This window comes from Phytomonospora sp. NPDC050363, from assembly GCF_040655735.1.
GTDB lineage: Bacteria > Actinomycetota > Actinomycetes > Mycobacteriales > Micromonosporaceae > Phytomonospora.
In genome coordinates, this window is sequence record NZ_JBFAKK010000001.1 from 665,843 (window position 1) to 681,286 (window position 15,444).

14 protein-coding genes are annotated in these 15,444 nt (G+C 71.0%); 10 read left to right on the forward strand and 4 right to left on the reverse strand.

Translation table 11 applies throughout. The features are described 5' to 3' along the window. Positions 1–55 precede the first annotated feature (55 nt). On the forward strand, positions 56–631 hold the full coding sequence (locus tag AB0I28_RS02860; protein ID WP_357488971.1) for a helix-turn-helix domain-containing protein: 576 nt from the start codon (positions 56–58) through the stop codon (positions 629–631). 10 nt (positions 632–641) lie between these two features. Continuing rightward, complete coding sequence (locus AB0I28_RS02865; protein ID WP_357488972.1) at positions 642–1,427, forward strand: hypothetical protein; 786 nt, start codon at positions 642–644, stop codon at positions 1,425–1,427. A gap of 389 nt (positions 1,428–1,816) precedes the next feature. Here AB0I28_RS02865 and AB0I28_RS02870 read toward each other — a convergent pair whose 3' ends face one another. The 4 genes from AB0I28_RS02870 to AB0I28_RS02885 all read right to left on the reverse strand — a co-directional run bounded on the left by AB0I28_RS02870 (position 1,817) and on the right by AB0I28_RS02885 (position 4,162). After that, positions 1,817–2,245 (reverse strand): hypothetical protein, encoded by a 429-nt coding sequence (locus tag AB0I28_RS02870; RefSeq protein WP_357488973.1) that lies wholly within the window; start codon positions 2,243–2,245, stop codon positions 1,817–1,819. A 110-nt stretch (positions 2,246–2,355) separates the two neighbouring features. Beyond that, positions 2,356–2,805, reverse strand: coding sequence for a type II toxin-antitoxin system PemK/MazF family toxin (locus tag AB0I28_RS02875; RefSeq protein ID WP_357488974.1), 450 nt, complete (start codon positions 2,803–2,805; stop codon positions 2,356–2,358). After that, the gene (locus tag AB0I28_RS02880) at positions 2,805–3,455 is read right to left on the reverse strand and encodes a maleylpyruvate isomerase N-terminal domain-containing protein (RefSeq protein ID WP_357488975.1); all 651 of its coding nucleotides are present in this window, start codon (positions 3,453–3,455) and stop codon (positions 2,805–2,807) included. The genes AB0I28_RS02875 and AB0I28_RS02880 overlap by 1 nt, the downstream gene beginning before the upstream one ends. Next, positions 3,452–4,162, reverse strand: a complete 711-nt coding sequence (locus AB0I28_RS02885) for a hypothetical protein (RefSeq protein WP_357488976.1) — start codon at positions 4,160–4,162, stop codon at positions 3,452–3,454. The genes AB0I28_RS02880 and AB0I28_RS02885 overlap by 4 nt, the downstream gene beginning before the upstream one ends. A 352-nt stretch (positions 4,163–4,514) precedes the next feature. Here AB0I28_RS02885 and AB0I28_RS02890 point away from each other — a divergent pair, with 352 nt between their 5' ends. The 8 genes from AB0I28_RS02890 (at position 4,515) to AB0I28_RS02925 (ending at position 15,444) form a co-directional block, all read left to right on the forward strand. Next, positions 4,515–5,804 (forward strand): hypothetical protein, encoded by a 1,290-nt coding sequence (locus tag AB0I28_RS02890; RefSeq protein WP_357488977.1) that lies wholly within the window; start codon positions 4,515–4,517, stop codon positions 5,802–5,804. After that, positions 5,801–6,646 carry a hypothetical protein gene (locus tag AB0I28_RS02895; RefSeq protein ID WP_357488978.1) on the forward strand — a complete coding sequence of 282 codons (846 nt, stop codon included), beginning with the start codon at positions 5,801–5,803 and terminating at the stop codon, positions 6,644–6,646. The genes AB0I28_RS02890 and AB0I28_RS02895 overlap by 4 nt, the downstream gene beginning before the upstream one ends. 2 nt (positions 6,647–6,648) lie before the next feature. Further along, entirely contained in the window at positions 6,649–8,469 is a 1,821-nt protein-coding gene (locus AB0I28_RS02900; RefSeq protein WP_357488979.1) for a hypothetical protein, read from the forward strand. An 11-nt stretch (positions 8,470–8,480) separates the two neighbouring features. After that, a complete protein-coding gene (locus AB0I28_RS02905; RefSeq protein WP_357488980.1) occupies positions 8,481–10,865 on the forward strand; it encodes a hypothetical protein in 2,385 nt (794 codons plus the stop codon). 21 nt (positions 10,866–10,886) lie between these two features. Continuing rightward, a complete protein-coding gene (locus AB0I28_RS02910; RefSeq protein WP_357488981.1) occupies positions 10,887–11,348 on the forward strand; it encodes a phage tail protein in 462 nt (153 codons plus the stop codon). Then, positions 11,345–12,151, forward strand: a complete 807-nt coding sequence (locus tag AB0I28_RS02915) for a hypothetical protein (protein ID WP_357488982.1) — start codon at positions 11,345–11,347, stop codon at positions 12,149–12,151. Before AB0I28_RS02910 ends, AB0I28_RS02915 begins: the two co-directional genes overlap by 4 nt. Before the next feature lie 214 nt (positions 12,152–12,365). After that, positions 12,366–14,861, forward strand: coding sequence for a hypothetical protein (locus tag AB0I28_RS02920; RefSeq protein ID WP_357488983.1), 2,496 nt, complete (start codon positions 12,366–12,368; stop codon positions 14,859–14,861). A 16-nt stretch (positions 14,862–14,877) separates the two neighbouring features. Continuing rightward, a complete protein-coding gene (locus AB0I28_RS02925; protein WP_357488984.1) occupies positions 14,878–15,444 on the forward strand; it encodes a hypothetical protein in 567 nt (188 codons plus the stop codon).

The following is a 15,444-nucleotide window of genomic DNA, read 5'->3' on the forward strand; positions in this document are numbered from 1 at the left end:
TGTCTAGTACAACTGTGCAAGACGATCGTTCTAGTGATCGGTTAGGGTGTCGTCCATGGGAAACAGGGAAGCGCTGCTGGCCGGTGCCCGGAAATGCCTGCTGGAGAAGGGCTACGCCCGCACCACCGCCCGCGACATCGCCGGAGCGGCGGGCGTGAGCCTCGCGGCCATCGGATACCACTTCAAGAGCACCCAGGCGCTGCTCAACGAGGCGCTCGCCGAGACGATGGCCGAGTGGGGCGACCGCCTGGAGGAGTCCCTGGCGGTGGACGTGTCCGCCGACGCCGGTCCCCTCGCCCGCTTCGAGGCGGCGTGGACGAGGATCCTCGCCTCCTTCGAGGCCGACCGGCCGCTGTGGGCCACCCAGCTCGAACTGCTGGGACGCATCGCCGCCGACGACGGGTTCAAGGAGCAGTTCGCCGGAGGCGTCCGCGAAGCCCGGATGGGCATGGCCTCCCTGGCGCTCGGAGACGCCTCGCAGGCCGGGGAACGGGAGTCGTGGCTGGCCGGGTCCTTCTACCAGGCGCTGCTGACCGGCGTGCTCGCCCAGTACCTGATGGACCCGGAGAACGCGCTGAGCGGAGCCGACCTGGCCGAGGCTCTGCGCCTGGTGGCGGGCCGCCCGGAATAAGGTCTGTCGCATGTTGCGACAAGCCGAACTCATCGACCGCGTCCGGGTCCTGTGCGCCGACGACGACCGCCTTGACGCGGCGCTGACCTATGGATCCTTCCCGCAGGGGCGAGGCGACGAGCACAGCGACATCGAGTTCTGGCTGTTCTTCACCCCGAGCACCTGGCCGCGAGTCGACCCGATCGCCTGGTACGAGCGGGTCGCACGGCCTCGTCACAGCGTGGTCAACGAGTTCGGCACGCATGTGGTGTTCTTCCCCGGTCTGATCCGGGCGGAGTTCCACTTCGCCCTGTCCACCGACATCCCCTCGGTGGGCTCGTGGCCCGCCCGAGGCGCCGAGGTGGACGCGATGGTCCTCATCGACCGCTCGGGCAGGCTGCGCCCGGTGCTCGACTCGGTGCCGCTGACCGCGTCGGCGGCCGATGTCCCCGGCGCGGCCGAGGAGATCTGCGGGCGCTTCGCCAACTGGATCCTGCTGGCCCATCACGTCGCCGCCCGCGGAGAGGAGCTGCGGGCCTTCGACGCGCTCGCCCACGTCCAGCGGCACCTGCTGTGGATGGCGCGCCTGCGCGGCGGGGAGACCGCCGACTGGCTGACCCCTTCGCGTGCGGCGGAGACCACGGTCGACCCCGCCCGGATCGCCGCCGTCACCGAGGTGGCCACCGCGGGCAGCGCGCGCGAGGGAGTCACCGCGGGGTGGCGGGCCGGGCGGGCATGGTGGCGGGAACTCGCCGAGGCCGGCGGCTTCGACGTGCCCGCCGGGCTGATCGCCGAACTCGACGCCGCCCTCGGGTGACCAGGGCGGATCCCCTGTGGAGGGCGCCCGGGAGCCGTCGACGCGCTGGAGGACAAGGCCGGGCGCGCACTCGGCGAATACCGCGCCGCCGCCTTGTTCTCCCTCCCCGGTATTTGGCTCGCCGTCGAAGCAATTGCGAAATCGGGCTCATGATCCAATGGGCAGCGTTGTTTGGTGAAAGTCCGAAAACTGTGATGTACCCCGCCGGTATTCACATCGGCGGCGAGCATGGGTATTGTTCCGTTGGCGCCGCAGGCACGGGCACGCAGGCGGCGTCCACCGCAGCACTTTATGGAGCATGGGCATGCTCCGCTGCGGCTTACCCCCGGAGGTCCGGCTATTTGCCCAGCCGGGCCTCCGGGGCCTTTTCGTTTTCGCGGGCGTCCTGCTCAGACGGTGTTGACCGCGGTGCTCAGCAACTGGCCGAGTCTGTCCACGACCTCTTCGGCGAGCTCCACCCGGCCGCGCAGCTCTTCGGCGTCGACGGCGCTGTCGTGGCCGGGGTCGGTGAGACCGGCGCGGGCGTTCAGCAGGCGGTCGGCGAGGTCTTCGAGGGCCGTGAGTCTGCGGAGGCTGGCGACGGCGAGTCTGGCCAGGCAGATCGGGGTGCCCTGGTCGGCGATGCGCGGTCCGGCCTCGAGGATGGCCCGGCGGATCACGGTCGCGGCTGCGGCGACGCGTTCGAGGCGGATGAGCAGGGTGTCACCGGGCTCGGGGCACGTGAGCGCCGGGAGTATCCGGGTCGCCGCGTCGCGTTCGAGCGGCGTGGGCTCCCATGGACCGCGGAAGCCGAGGAATGCGGGGTCGACCGTCACCATGCCAGACATGGTGGCAGGTCGGTGCGAATGTGGGAATACCCGTGCCCCGGATGCCTTGAGCTGCGCGAAATTCAGTCGAGGGTCTACAAAGGACTTTAGTGCGCCGGCGCTCAGACGCCGTGCAGCCGGCGGACCTTGCGCCAGGTGGCGGCGTCGAGCCGGCCGGCCTTGTCGGCGAAGGAGGCACGCGGAACCCGGATGGGGCCGGTGAGGTCGAGAAAACTGTTGTGCGAGGCGCGCCGATCCCACGAGCGGGTGGCGATCTCGACGTGGTCGCGACGGCGGCTCTGATCCCGACTGGTGATCTTCAGGACCTCCGCCGACCGCGCCGATGAGCGCAGCACCAGGCAGGGCCGCACCTTCGAGCCGGTCCCGTCCTCGAAGGGCACGTCGGCCCACCAGATGTCGCCCGGCGCCGGACCCGCCGTGGGCCGCTTCGCCGCCGGCCCGCGACCAGGCGGGCGCCGGCGATCCCGGGGGCGCCGCGCCGCGACGCGCCACAGCACGATCGCCGCGACGACGGCCACGACTGCCGCCGCCCACCACCACGGATCGCCCATCAGAAGGCTGCGATCGTCTTCGGGGCCCGCTCGGCGCGACTGTAGGCGCGCATGAGCGCCACCGGGCCGTGCCGCTTCACCGCGAGTGCCGCCAGCAGGTCGAGGACCGGCCCGGTGACCTCCGGCGGCAGCGCAGGGGTGTCCAGCCCGACCGAGACGGCCAGGTCGTCGGAGTGCACGGCCAGCTCCATCGTGCGGGTCATGAGGAAGTCGTCGAAGGTCAGCGACCACGGGACCCGGCCCAGCGCCACCACACGGTCGGGGGCGACGTCCCCGAAGACCTCGCGCAAGGCCGCGACCTCATCGGCGACGGTGCGCGCCAAGGCTTGCGGCCCCTCCGCGGCGATCCGGTACCCGCTGTTGCGGATGCCGACCATGACATCGTCGTCGATGTCGGCGTCGAGCCACGCGCCTCGCGCGTAGTGACCGAGCAGGGGTACGAGTTCACCGTCGTCGAGCGGGTTGCCGAGCGTGCTCGCCACGCTCAGCACCTGGTAGGCGAGGTGCCCGGCGAGGCCGCCGACACCGAACTCGGCCAGCGCGCTGGGCTTGTCCCAGGCCACCGCCACGGCCGGATCGGCCAGCAGCGCCGCCGCGGAGTCGGCGGCGGTCAGGTAGGCGTCGCGGGTGGCGTTCGAGGTGGTCGTCAAGGTCGCGGGTCCTTTCCGGAGGGGCGCCAGTACTGGCGCTTCTTGTCGTCGCGGACGACCACGCCGATCTCGGCTAGTTCGTCGCGCAGTTCGGCGCAGTCGCCGGCGTCGTCCTTGTCGCGGGCCTTCTGCCGTGCTTTGAGCAGCGCGTCGGCTCCGGGGGGCAGACCCTCGACTCCGGGGACCCAGCGTTTGAAGCGCTCGGCGTAGGGGTCGCCGCCCTCTTCCCAGGCGTAGCCCTTGGCCCGGAACGCCGCGGCGAGGCGGGCGGGGTCGGCCTCGGTCTTCTCGCGCAGCAGTTCCCCGCCGTCGGCGGAGAAGACGATCAACTCCTTGCCCGAGAGGCACACCCGGTCGACGTCGTTGCGCGCGAAGGTGCGCGTGCGGCCGTCCTTGGTGGTCTCCAACGCGTCGTCCTCGAACACGATGGACAGGGTCTCGTGCTGGCCGATGGCGGCGAGCACGAGACCTCCGACGGCGCCGATGCCGAGCGCGCCGATGGTCGCCTGCGGGTCGGGGACGTCGGCGGCCAGTTCGAAGACTCCCTGGAATGGCGCCCAGCTCAGACCGGCGACCCAGCCGGCGATGAGCTTGAGCCCCCAGACGGCGAGCGCGCCGGCCACCGGCAGGCCGATCCACATGATCAGCAGCTGCCAGAGCGGGTCGGTCAGCTTCGTGCGACCGCCTGGTGCGTCCTGTGAGGACATGCGGGTCCACTCTCCCCTCGTAGGCTCTGGCTGGATTGTGCCGGGCGCCCGGGTCCGCGGTGCGCCGGGGAGTGCCGGGGGGTGGAGGCGGCGACGTCGATATCCTGTGTGGGAGCCTCGCCGCGGGGGACCGGCCACAGCGGACAGTTCGCCGGTCATCGTCACAATTCCTTGCGTGCGCGTGATTACACCCGCCGTCGGCGATCTGCCGGGACCTTAGTCCCGATAGCCGAGCGTGAAGAGGCAGACACACCTTCCCCTTAGGTCGGTCCCCGCGCCCTGTCGTGCCGGTCCCCGTCGGCATTTACTCGAAACCAGGCTGGGGAGCCTGACTGGTTCGAGGGGGATCGGCATGCCGAGTGCATTGGTGCACGGATTCGAGGACGCCTGGGCGTCTTCGGACCCGACCCTTCTCGACGCCGAGGTCACCGAGCTGCGGGTGCAGGGCACCGGGAGTCTGCGGCTCACCGTCCGCGCGGGAGCCGCCGGGGTGACCGCCGCTCACACGCCGGCGGTGCCGTTGGATCTCTCGGCCTTCGACGAGCTGCGTGTGTGGACCCACTCCACCCGGGCCTCCGAGGGCGGTCCGCGCCGGCCATTCCTGCTCGAACTGTCCTACACCGACGCCGGTGACGCGCCCGGCGAGGAGCACCGCTGGTTCGTGCCCGTCTCCCGCACCCGGGTGTGGGAGCAGCATCGCTTCGGCATCGCCGGCGACCGGCGCGGCCAGGTCACCGAGCTGCGGTGGCGTGTCCTGACCGACGTGCCCTTCCAGATCCGCCTCGACGAGCTCCTGGCCGTGGAGGACCGGCCACTCGGCGACATCGAGGAAGCGCTCGTCGGACTGCTCGACGCGATGCCGCTGCCCGGCGTCACCGGCCTGCCCGTACAGCCCGCCGCCGCCGGGTCGGGAACGATCGTGGTCACCGGTCTCAACCGGCGACTGCACGCGGGCAACCGCGTCGCCGTGTCCGGCGCGGAGCGGTACACGGTGCTCGGAGCGGCCCACGACGAACCCGGCGACACCACGACCCTGACCGTCCAGCCCGCCCTCGCCGCCGCGATCGGGCCGGGCACGACGATCAGCGTCGTCGCGCCGGTCGTCGTCGAGGAGTCGCCCTTCGACCCGCCCGCCGAGGCCGCGGACCTGCCCGACCCGGTCGTCCTGGTCACCCTCACCGACCAGCGTGAGGAGCCCGAACGCGGCTGGAACATCGCCCAGCGAGACAGCTTCCGCGTCCGCGGGGGGCTGACCGTGTGCAGTGTGCGGCCACCCGCCCGGCCGGTCCTCGCCGAGTACCAGATCCTGCCCGCCGCCGGCGACCGCCGAAACTCCACCGCGCTGCGCGCCGAGATCATGCGCCGCGTCGGCGTCGACGCCGGGCTTCGCGTCAACGGCACCGTCCTGCCGGTGCGGACCCTGCTGCCGCCACCGCTCGACATACGCGTGCGGGCCACACCGGCTCCCGTCTACCTCCACATCGGCACCCGCGTCGAACTCGGCCCACGCGTCGAAGTGCCGCTCGCGGCCAGTCCCACGCTCCACTCGGGGCCCCTGAGCGGTCCCTTCGACCCCGCCGACGACGAGCCGCCGCCCATCCCGGGCCCCGACGACCAGGAAGGAATCGTGCTGCGGCTATGACCACCTACCGACTCGGCGAGGGCGCCAGCCTCGTCGTCCGCGTCGACAACGGCCCATGGCAGACGCTCACCTTCGACCTCCACAGCTTCGACGATCCCGAGGCGGCCACCACCGGCGAACTCGCCGTCGCCATCGCCGTGGGACTCGACGGCATCGGCGCCGAGTCCGACGACGACCGGCTCGTTCTGGTCACCGAGGACACCGGCGAGACCTGCGTCCTGGAGGTCTCACCGTCCTCGACGGCGGCCGCCGCCCTCGGCCTGACCCCCGGCGCGCGTGCCACGGGCAGCGGACCGGGTTCGGCGCACCTCACCGGCGCGCGGGAACCCTTCGCCATCCCCGCCGGCGCCTCCATGACCGTCCACGTCGACGGCAAGGCCCGCAAGGTCGGCTTCGGCGACAAGGACGCCGACTGGACCGCCGCCGACGTCGCCGAGAACGTCAACGCCAAGCTCCGCCGCCCCGTCGCCCGCGCCACCGGCGACGGCCGTGTACGGCTCGTCTCGCCCACCCAAGGCGTCGGTTCCCGCCTGACCGTCACCGCCCCCGCCGCCGGCGACGACGTGCCCGACGCGGCCGCCGTCCTCGGCTTCGTCGGCGACGACGCCCACACCGACCCCTACCGCACCGAACCCGCGCGACTGGCCTGCCGGCCCGCCGCCGACACCGTCGTCGTGGAGAACCTCACCTCGGCGCCCATCGAACTGCAGCTGCCCACCGGGCGCTGCGTGCTGCCAGCCCGCGGGCGCATCGTCGTCGCCCGCGACACGGCGGCCGACGGCCTGCTCTCCCGCCTTGCGGCGCAGGGAGCGGTCCGGACGTCGCCAGAGAGGAATACGTAGCGATGCCACTTCAGGTAGGCGTCAACGTCACGGAGGTCGACGGCCGCGCCAGTCCCTCCCTGCAGGCCGCGCCCACGTCGGTGGGAGGCTTCGTCGGACGCGCCCGCCGCGGCGTGCCCGACCGGCCCGTCCGCGTCACCAGCCTCGACCAGTTCGCCGCGCGCTTCGGCGGCCACATCACCGGCGGGTACCTCCCGCACGCCGTCAACGGGTTCTTCCTCAACGGGGGACGCGAGGCGCACGTCGTCCGCGTCGTCGGCTCGGGCAGCGTCGCGGCCTCGGCCGCGCTCAACGACCGCCAGGGCACCCCCGCGGCCTGCCTGCGCGTCACCGCCGGATCGCGAGGCGCACTCGACCCGGGCACCTGGGCGCACACCCTGCGCATCGACGTCCGCGACGATCCCCGCGCGACGACCACCACGGCCGTGGCCGCCGGTGCGGCCGCGACCACCGTGCAGCTGACCTCCACATCGGGCGTCGACGTCGGCTCGGTCCTGCGCATCGTGTCCACGACGACCCTGTTCCGTGTCGTCACCGCCGTCAACGCCGCGACCCGCGTGGTCACCCTCGGCGCCGCCACCGGCGAGGCCGTCGCGGCCGGCGTGGCCGTCACCAGCGCCGAGTTCCGCCTGGTCGTCCGCGACCAGGACCCCGCCACCGGCGCGTTCGAGGTCGTCGAGACCTGGGCGAACCTGTCGATGCAGCCCGCCAGCACCGACTACGCCCCCGACCGCGTCAACCACCCGGTCACCGGCTCGCGCCAGATCACCCTGGCCGACCTGACCACCTCGGCCGGGCCCGGAGTCGACGTGCCCGCCGTCGTCAGCGGAGTCGCCCTGACCGGCGGCACCGAGAACGCCGTGACCGCCGGCGGACTGGTCGGTGACACCGCCGCCCGCACCGGACTCCACGCCCTCGACACCGCCGCCGTCCAGCTCATCGCCGTCCCCGACGCGCACCTGCTCGACGCCTCCGGACGCGCGCAGGCCGCACGAGGTGCCATGGACTACTGCGCCGCCCGAGGCGACGCCGTCTACGTCGGCTCCGCACCCGATCGCGGCGCGCCCGCCGGTGTCGTCCCGCGCAAGCCCGCCGACTACAACGAGACCGAGTCGCACTACACCGGGACGGTCAAGACCTACTCCGCGCAGTTCCAGGGCGCCAAGGTCTACGGCGCCATGTACGCACCGTGGATCCTGGTCGCCGACCCCGCCGGCGTCGGCCCCTCCCCGGTGCGGTTCGTCCCGCCCGAAGGGCACGTCATGGGCGTCTACGCCCGCACCGAACAGGAACGCGGCATCCACAAAGCACCCGCGGGCGTCGCCGCGACCATCCGCGGAGCCCTCGCCCTGTCGGCCGGGTTCAGCGCCGGAGAGCACGACGACCTCGTCCGCGTCGGCCGCACCAACGGCATCCTGTCGCCCGGCGGGCGCACACCGGCCGTCGCTGCCTCGCGCACCCTGTCGACCGACACCCGCTGGCAGTACGTCAGCGCCCGCCTGCTGTTCAACTTCATCAAGGCCACCCTGCGCGACGGACTGCGCTTCGTCCGCCAGGAACCGCACACCGAGGCGCTGCGCAAGACCGTCCGCCTCAACGTGATCACGCCCTTCCTGCTCGGCCTGTGGCGCCAGGGGGCCTTCGGCTCCGACCCCGCCGAACAGGTCTTCACCGTCAAGTGCGACGCCGAGAACAACCCGTCCTCCGATGTGGACCTCGGACTGTTCCGGGTGGAGGTCTACGTCTATCCCGTCCGGCCCGCCGAGACCGTCCACATCATCGTCGGCCAGCAGCCCGGCGGCGGCTCCGCTGCGGAAGCCTGAGGAGTGAGAAGATGACCATCAATCTCGGTGTCACCGTCCAAGAGGTGGACGGCAGGTCCGCGCCGACGATCACCGCCGCGCCCACCTCCGTCGCAGGCATCGTCGTCCGCAGCCAGCGCGGCGCCCCCGACCGGGCCGTCCGCGTGCGCGGCTTCGCCGACTTCACCGCCAACTTCGGCACCTACCACCCCAAGGCCTTCGGCGCCTACGCCGTCCGGGGCTTCTTCGACAACGGAGGCGCCGACGCCTACGTCGTCCGGATCGTCGGGGCCGGTGCGGCCGCCGCCTCCGCCGACGTCAACGACCGAGCCGGAACACCCGTGCCCACCCTGCGCCTGCGGGCCGGGGCGAGAGGAACGGCCGACCCCGGCGCGTGGGGAAACGCCCTCACCGTCGCCGTCGAACCCAGTCCACTGGGCTCGGCCGCCGTGCCCGCACAGGTCATCGGCGCCAACGCCGAACCCTTCGCACTCGCCGACGGCGCCACCGCCCAGTTCACCGTGACCACCCGCGGCGCCGACCAGGTCGCCGACGTCACCTTCCGCACCGCCGACTTCGCCACCATCGGCGCCGCCTCCGCACAGGAGGTCGCCGCCGCGATCAACCGCCAGACCACCGCCGTCAAGGCAGCGGTCACCCCCGGCGGAAACGTCGCCGTCGCGGTCGTCTCCACCGACCCCCGCGTCTGGTCGCGCCTGGCCGTCACCGGACCCGCCGCGCTCGGATTCACCGGCGGCAACGCCAACAGCGACAACGGCGTACCCGCCGGACGCAGCGCACTGGCCCTCACCTCGGCCAGCGGATTCCGCACCGGCTCGGCCGTCAAGTTCGCCACCCGCGGCCACGTCATCGCCGGATCGGCGCTCGCCGCGACCGTCCCCAACGGATCGGGCGTGCTCGTCACCCCCAACGGAGGCACCGGCGAGACGATCCTGTTCCACGACACCGACTTCACCAACCCCGCCGCGGCCACCGTCGGCGAGGTCGCCGCCGCCGTCAACCGCCAGGCGATCGGCTTCACCGCCGAGGTCACCCACAACAACCGCCTCGCACTGCTGTCGTCCACCGACGGCACCGGATCGACGATCGCGCTCGCCGCGCCCGCCGGTCCCGCGACCGACGCCCGCACCGCCCTGGGCCTGACCGGTGCGACACCGGTCGCCGGGACGCAGACCTTCCGCGAGCTCACCGCCGCCTCGGAGACCTACCGCCTCATCGGCTGGGCCGCCGCGCCGGCGTTCCCGGCCCTGCCGGCCGTCGCCGTGCGCGTCTCCACCGTCGAGTTCGACCTCGTCGTCCGCCGCGACGGCGCCGAGGTCGAGCGCTTCGCCTCCGTCAGCATGGTCGACTCCCACAGTTCCTATGTGGAGGCGGCCGTCAACGACCCCAACTCCGGATCCTCCTACCTCGTCGTCACCGACCTCGACAGCGCCTCGGGAGCCGGCCTCGACGCGCCCGCGCCCGGCAGCTACCCGCTGCTGGGCGGAACCGACGGCGCCGACCCGGCCGACACCGCCTTCCTCGGCGACCCGTCGACGCGCACCGGACTGGAGGCCTTCAACGGCGTCGGCATCCAGCTCCTCGCCTGCCCCGAGACCACCTCCATCGGCGTGACCGCCGCAGCCATCGCCTACTGCGAACGCCGCGGCGACGCGATGTTCGTCGGCACCGTGCCCTACGGGTTCGACATCGAGGGCACCAAGGCCTACGCGGCCGGCCTGCGCGGGCGCAAGGTCTTCGGCGCCCTCTACGGGCCCTGGATCCAGGTCGTCAACCCCGACCCGGTCGCCGCCGCCGTCCAGCCGCTGGTGTGGATCCCGCCCGTCGGGCAGGTCCTGGGCACCTACGCCCGCATCTCCGGCACCCGGGGCGTGTGGAAGGCACCGGCGGGCGACGAGGCACGCCTGTCCGACGCCCTCGGTGTCGAGTACGACATGACCGACGCCGACCACACCGACCTCGTCCGCAACGGGGGAGTCAACGGCATCCGCGCCCTGCCCGGTGCCGGCGTCGTCGTCGACGCCTCACGCACCCTGTCGACCGACACGCGCTGGCTGTTCGTCAACGTCCGGCGGCTGTTCAACTTCATCAAGACCTCACTGCGCGAAGGACTCACCTGGGTCCCGCAGGAGCCGCACAGCGAGGAACTGCGCAAGGCGGTGCGGCTCAACGTCGTCACACCGTTCCTGCTCGGCCTGTGGCGGCAGGGGGCCTTCGGCTCCGACCCCGCCGAACAGGTCTTCACCGTCAAGTGCGACGCCGAGAACAACCCACCGGCCGACGTCTCGAACGGGATCTTCACCCTCGAGGTCTATTTCTATCCGGCCAAGCCGGTCGAGGCGATTCTCATCGTCGTCGGCCAGCAAGACAGCGGAGCCAGCGCCGCCGAGGCGTAGAGAGCATAGGAGTGAGCCGACATGGCTGAGCTGACATTCTCAGAGTCCTACCGGACCCACGGTTTCCTGGTGGAGATCGAGGGCACCCAGTGCCCGGTCACCAAGGTCACCGGCCTCAACGAGGGCATGACCGAGGTCATCGAACAACCCGACGGCGGTTCCCCGACCGTCCACAAGATCGCCAGCGGCGTCATCAAGTTCGACCCGCTGGTCGTCGAGCGCAACATGGACGGAAGCCGCTTCGACGGCTTCTTCAAGGACTGGTTCGGCGAGATGTTCGCCCTCAACGGCGAGTCGAAGACCTCCTCGGTCCGCCGCAACGGCGCGATCATCAAGACCGAGAACGGACAGGAGGTCCTGCGCTTCGCCTTCTACGGAGCCTGGGTCAAGTCCTCGAAGTTCTCCGACCTCGAAGCCGGCTCGGCCGGCCTGTTCAAGCAGACCCTGGAGATCGAGCACGAGGGCCTGGAGCGTGTCTCGTGACGATCACCGAGGTCGAGGCCAGGACCCGGCGCCCCCGCGAGTACGACGTGCGACTGCCAGTCGGCCACCTCGACGCCGACGGGCGGCTCCACCGCACCGCCAGGTTGCGCAAGATGACCGGGCACGAGGAGGCCCTGCTCGCCGACCGCAAACTGCGCGCCAACGGCGGCAAACTCGTCACCGAGCTGCTCAACGGATGCGTGCGCGGCATCGGCGAGATCACCCAGGTCAACCGGCAGGTCATCGGCGAGCTCACCTCGGCCGACCGGAACTTCCTGCTCCTGGAGCTGCGCAAGCTGACCTTCGGCACGGAGCTGGAGGCCAGCTACACCTGCCCGTCGTGCAAGGAGACGACCCTGTCGGTCGAGGACCTGGAGAGCTTCCCGGTCCGGATGTGCGACACGCCGGGCCCGCCGGAGATCGTGGTGATCCTCGAGGACGGTTTCGAGGACCGCGCCAAGGACGCCTGGTACGACCTGCTGCGCTTTCGGATCCCGATCGGGCAGGACGAGGAGCGCATCTCGATGATCGCCCGGGAGAACGCCACGAAGGGCACCAACGCGCTGCTGGCCCGCTGCCTGGTCAGCGTCTCCTGCGACGGGGAGGAGATGCCCGACAACCGCCGGGAAGCGCTGGGTACCAAGATCCTTTCGGATCTGACGATGGGCGACCGGGCCCGCATCGAGAAGGCGTTTCGCGAGGAGATGCCCGGTCTCGACCTCACCCGCGAGATCGACTGCCAGACCTGCGGCCGCCCGATGCGGACCTCGCTGGACCTGACGAGTTTTTTTACCCCGAGCTGACCGAGGCCGAACGGCTCCGCCAGGAGGTCTTCGCGCTCGGTTACCACCTGCACTGGAGCTACTCGGAGGCGATGGGCCTCGAGATCGACGAACGCCGGGCCTATGTGCGGCTGCTGACCGAGGTCCTGGCCGAACAGAAGTCCGAGATGGAACGTGCCCGAAGCCAGGCACGGCGCTGAGGGCGCCGGCTACCGAACAAGGGAGGTGATCCGCGGTGGAAGGCGTACTGCCGATCTCACTGTCGCTGAGCGACGACAGCGCGAGGCTCATCGGCGCCTACGTGCGCTCGGGGCTCATCGACGTCGTCCGCCCGCCTCTGGACGCGATCAACGCCCAGCTCGACGAGGTCCGCATGACCCTGCGGCTGATGACCTTGAGCCTGGTCGACAGTTTCGGTTCGGTCTTCCAGACGAGACTGCGCGTGGAGGTCATGAACGAAGACCTCCTCGACCACATCGAGGCCACCAGATGGGCGGTGGCGTACCTCAGCTACAACAAGTTCCTCGAACTGCTCGACCACATCGCCTACATGCGGTGGCTCGACGGTCGCTCCCACCTCCACCTGCACGACATCGTCGGGCGGCTGGTCAGCCTGGAAGGGCTGGTGGCGATCTTCGCCACCGAGATGGGCGGCATCGGGGCAACGATCATCGGTCTGCTCCAGCAGATCCTGGACAAGCTCAACCAGGGCATCGGCGTCAACGGGACGATCCAGATCACCGTCACCGGCGCCGACCCACTGGCCGCGCTGGACCTGTGGAAGCTGCTGGGACTCCTGGCGCTGCTGGCGGTGGGCCTGGCGCTGATCGTGGCCTTCCTGTACGGGGTCGGCGCGGCGCTGGCGACCTTCACCGCGGCCGCGATCCCGGCGGCGATCGCCATCGGGATCCTCGTCGCCGGGCTGATCCCGCTGATGAACGCGATCGCCGGTTTCGACTGGGAGCAGCTGGCCAAGATCGGCGCGGGGTTCCTCGGCATCGCGGGCTTCGTGGCGCTGCTGGGCAAGGCCTTCGCGCTGATCACCTCCGACCTGGCGGTGATCGTTCCGCAGCTGAAGACCTTCTTCGAGGCGATCACGGCGCTGATGACGGCGATCGCGGGATTCGACTGGGAGCAGTTGGCCAAGATCGCGGCGGGCTTCGCCGGGATTGCTCTGTTCGTCGCGGCCCTGGGGAAGGCGTTCCAGCAGTTCACCACCGATCTGGGCGATGTCATCCCGCACCTGAACACGTTCTTCGAGAGCATCACGAAGTTGATGACGGCGCTGGCCGGCTTCGACTGGTCGCAGTTGGCGAAGATCGGCGTGGGCTTCCTGGTGATCGCCGGCTTCGTGGCGCTGCTGGGCAGGGCGTTCCAGCAGTTCACCACCGATCTCGGCACCGTCATCCCGCACCTGAACACGTTCTTCGAGAGCATCACGAAGTTGATGACGGCGCTGGCCGGCTTCGACTGGTCGCAGTTGGCGAAGATCGGCGTGGGCTTCCTGGTGATCGCCGGCTTCGTGGCGCTGCTGGGCAAGGCGTTCCAGCAGTTCACCACCGATCTCGGCACCGTCATCCCGCACCTGAACACGTTCTTCGAGAGCATCACGAAGTTGATGACGGCGCTGGCCGGCTTCGACTGGGCGCAGCTGGCGAAGATCGCCGTCGGTTTCCTGCTCATCAGCGGCTTCGTCTGGCTGCTCGGCAAGGCCCTGTCGACCCTGACCGCGCAGGCGATCTCGGCACTGGAACCGCTCGCGGCGTTCTTCACCGCGATCACCCAGATGATGGCGGCCATCGCCGCGTTCAGCGTCGGCCAGATGATCCAGATCGCCTTCGGCTTCCTGCTCATCGCGGGCTTCGTGTACCTGCTCGCCATGGCCCTCAACACCCTCACCGCGCAGGCCGTCACGGCCCTGCCCGGTCTTACCGGCCTCATCGCCGCGCTGTCCCAGCTAGCCCAGACCCTCGGCGCCATGACGGCCGGGGACATGGTCGCCATGGGCGTCGGTCTGGCGCTCATCGCCGGGTTCGTGTGGGCCGTGGCCGCCGCGCTCGTCTACGCCGCCGGTCCACTGGCGACGCTCGCCTCCCTGTTCGGATCCCTCGGCAGCGTCCTGGGCGTGGTGTCGAGCATCGGCAGCATGCTCGGCGGCGTCCTCAGCGGCCTCGGCGGGATCATCGGCGACGTTCTCGGCGGAATCGGCAGTGCCGTCGGAGCCCTCGGCGGCCTGGTCAGCGACGTCGCGGGCACGGTCATCGGCGGTGTCACCGACGTCATCTCCGGCGCCGCCGGGCTCGTCGGCGACGCCGCAGGCGGCATGGTCGACCTCGCCGGCGATGCCATCGGCGGCATCGGCGACGCCCTCAGCGGAGCCGGCGACTGGCTCTTCGGCGGCGACGAAGGCGGCGGTGGCAGCAGCTTCATCACCGACGCCGTCAACCAGGTCACCGCCATGTCGGCCGCACCGCCGCCGGCCGCCGCGGCACCCGGACTCGGCGCGCTCGCCTCCGGCGGGCCCCTGGCGGCACCTGCCGCCGGCGGTTCCACCGCCGTCGACCAGACCGTCAACGCCGGCGGCATCAACATCAGCATCACTGCCGAACGGCTGGAGGCCGACTCGGCGCAACTGCTCACCGACGACATCATCGCCCAGTTGCAGGCGCGCCTCGGTTCCCTGCGGGCCACCCAGGACTTCCAGGCCGGCGCACGCCCGGCCGCGGCCTAGAGGAGGGAGCGGACACATGGCCAACCTCAACCGGCGCAACCCCGTGCGCGGCTTCCTGGCCAGCGTCGGACTCGACCCGGAGATCCTGGTCCAGTTCCAGTACAACCCCGAGAAGGTCGACGACAAGCGCTCGGTCTCCTACGCCACGCTCAACGCGCCCGGCATGCTCATGCCGGTCCGCCAGTACAGCGCCGGTGGCGACCGGACCATTTCGTTCAAGGTCGTCGTGGACGGCCTGTTCAAGGGCCCCGCCGACGACGAGATCGACATCGCCCGCGACGAACGCGGCGGCATCGGCCCCGAACTGGTCAAGTACCGCGCCTTCACCTACCCGCAGACCGAGCGCTGGCAGGACGCCTCGACCTCCGTCGGCGGCTTCACCGGCCTCTACGACGATTCCGCCTCGGTGTTCGCCGCGCCGCCGGTGTGCGCCTTCGGGTTCGGCGACCGCGTCGTCGACTGCGTCGTCACCGAAGTGCAGATCACCGAGCAGCTGTTCAACACCTCGCTCGACCCGGTCCGCGCCGAGATCCAGGTGACCTGCGTCGAGATCACCCCCTACAACCCCGATCCAGCGGCCTAG

Excerpts from the sequence above, each read along its gene's own strand:
- AB0I28_RS02860 (WP_357488971.1), top strand. The coding sequence starts at position 56 with ATGGGAAACAGGGAAGCGCTGCTGGCCGGTGCCCGGAAATGCCTGCTG.
- AB0I28_RS02865 (WP_357488972.1), top strand. The coding sequence starts at position 642 with ATGTTGCGACAAGCCGAACTCATCGACCGCGTCCGGGTCCTGTGCGCC.
- AB0I28_RS02870 (WP_357488973.1), bottom strand. The coding sequence starts at position 2,245 with ATGGTGACGGTCGACCCCGCATTCCTCGGCTTCCGCGGTCCATGGGAG.
- AB0I28_RS02875 (WP_357488974.1), bottom strand. The coding sequence starts at position 2,805 with ATGGGCGATCCGTGGTGGTGGGCGGCGGCAGTCGTGGCCGTCGTCGCG.
- AB0I28_RS02885 (WP_357488976.1), bottom strand. The coding sequence starts at position 4,162 with ATGTCCTCACAGGACGCACCAGGCGGTCGCACGAAGCTGACCGACCCG.
- AB0I28_RS02890 (WP_357488977.1), top strand. The coding sequence starts at position 4,515 with ATGCCGAGTGCATTGGTGCACGGATTCGAGGACGCCTGGGCGTCTTCG.
- AB0I28_RS02895 (WP_357488978.1), top strand. The coding sequence starts at position 5,801 with ATGACCACCTACCGACTCGGCGAGGGCGCCAGCCTCGTCGTCCGCGTC.
- AB0I28_RS02900 (WP_357488979.1), top strand. The coding sequence starts at position 6,649 with ATGCCACTTCAGGTAGGCGTCAACGTCACGGAGGTCGACGGCCGCGCC.
- AB0I28_RS02905 (WP_357488980.1), top strand. The coding sequence starts at position 8,481 with ATGACCATCAATCTCGGTGTCACCGTCCAAGAGGTGGACGGCAGGTCC.
- AB0I28_RS02910 (WP_357488981.1), top strand. The coding sequence starts at position 10,887 with ATGGCTGAGCTGACATTCTCAGAGTCCTACCGGACCCACGGTTTCCTG.
- AB0I28_RS02925 (WP_357488984.1), top strand. The coding sequence starts at position 14,878 with ATGGCCAACCTCAACCGGCGCAACCCCGTGCGCGGCTTCCTGGCCAGC.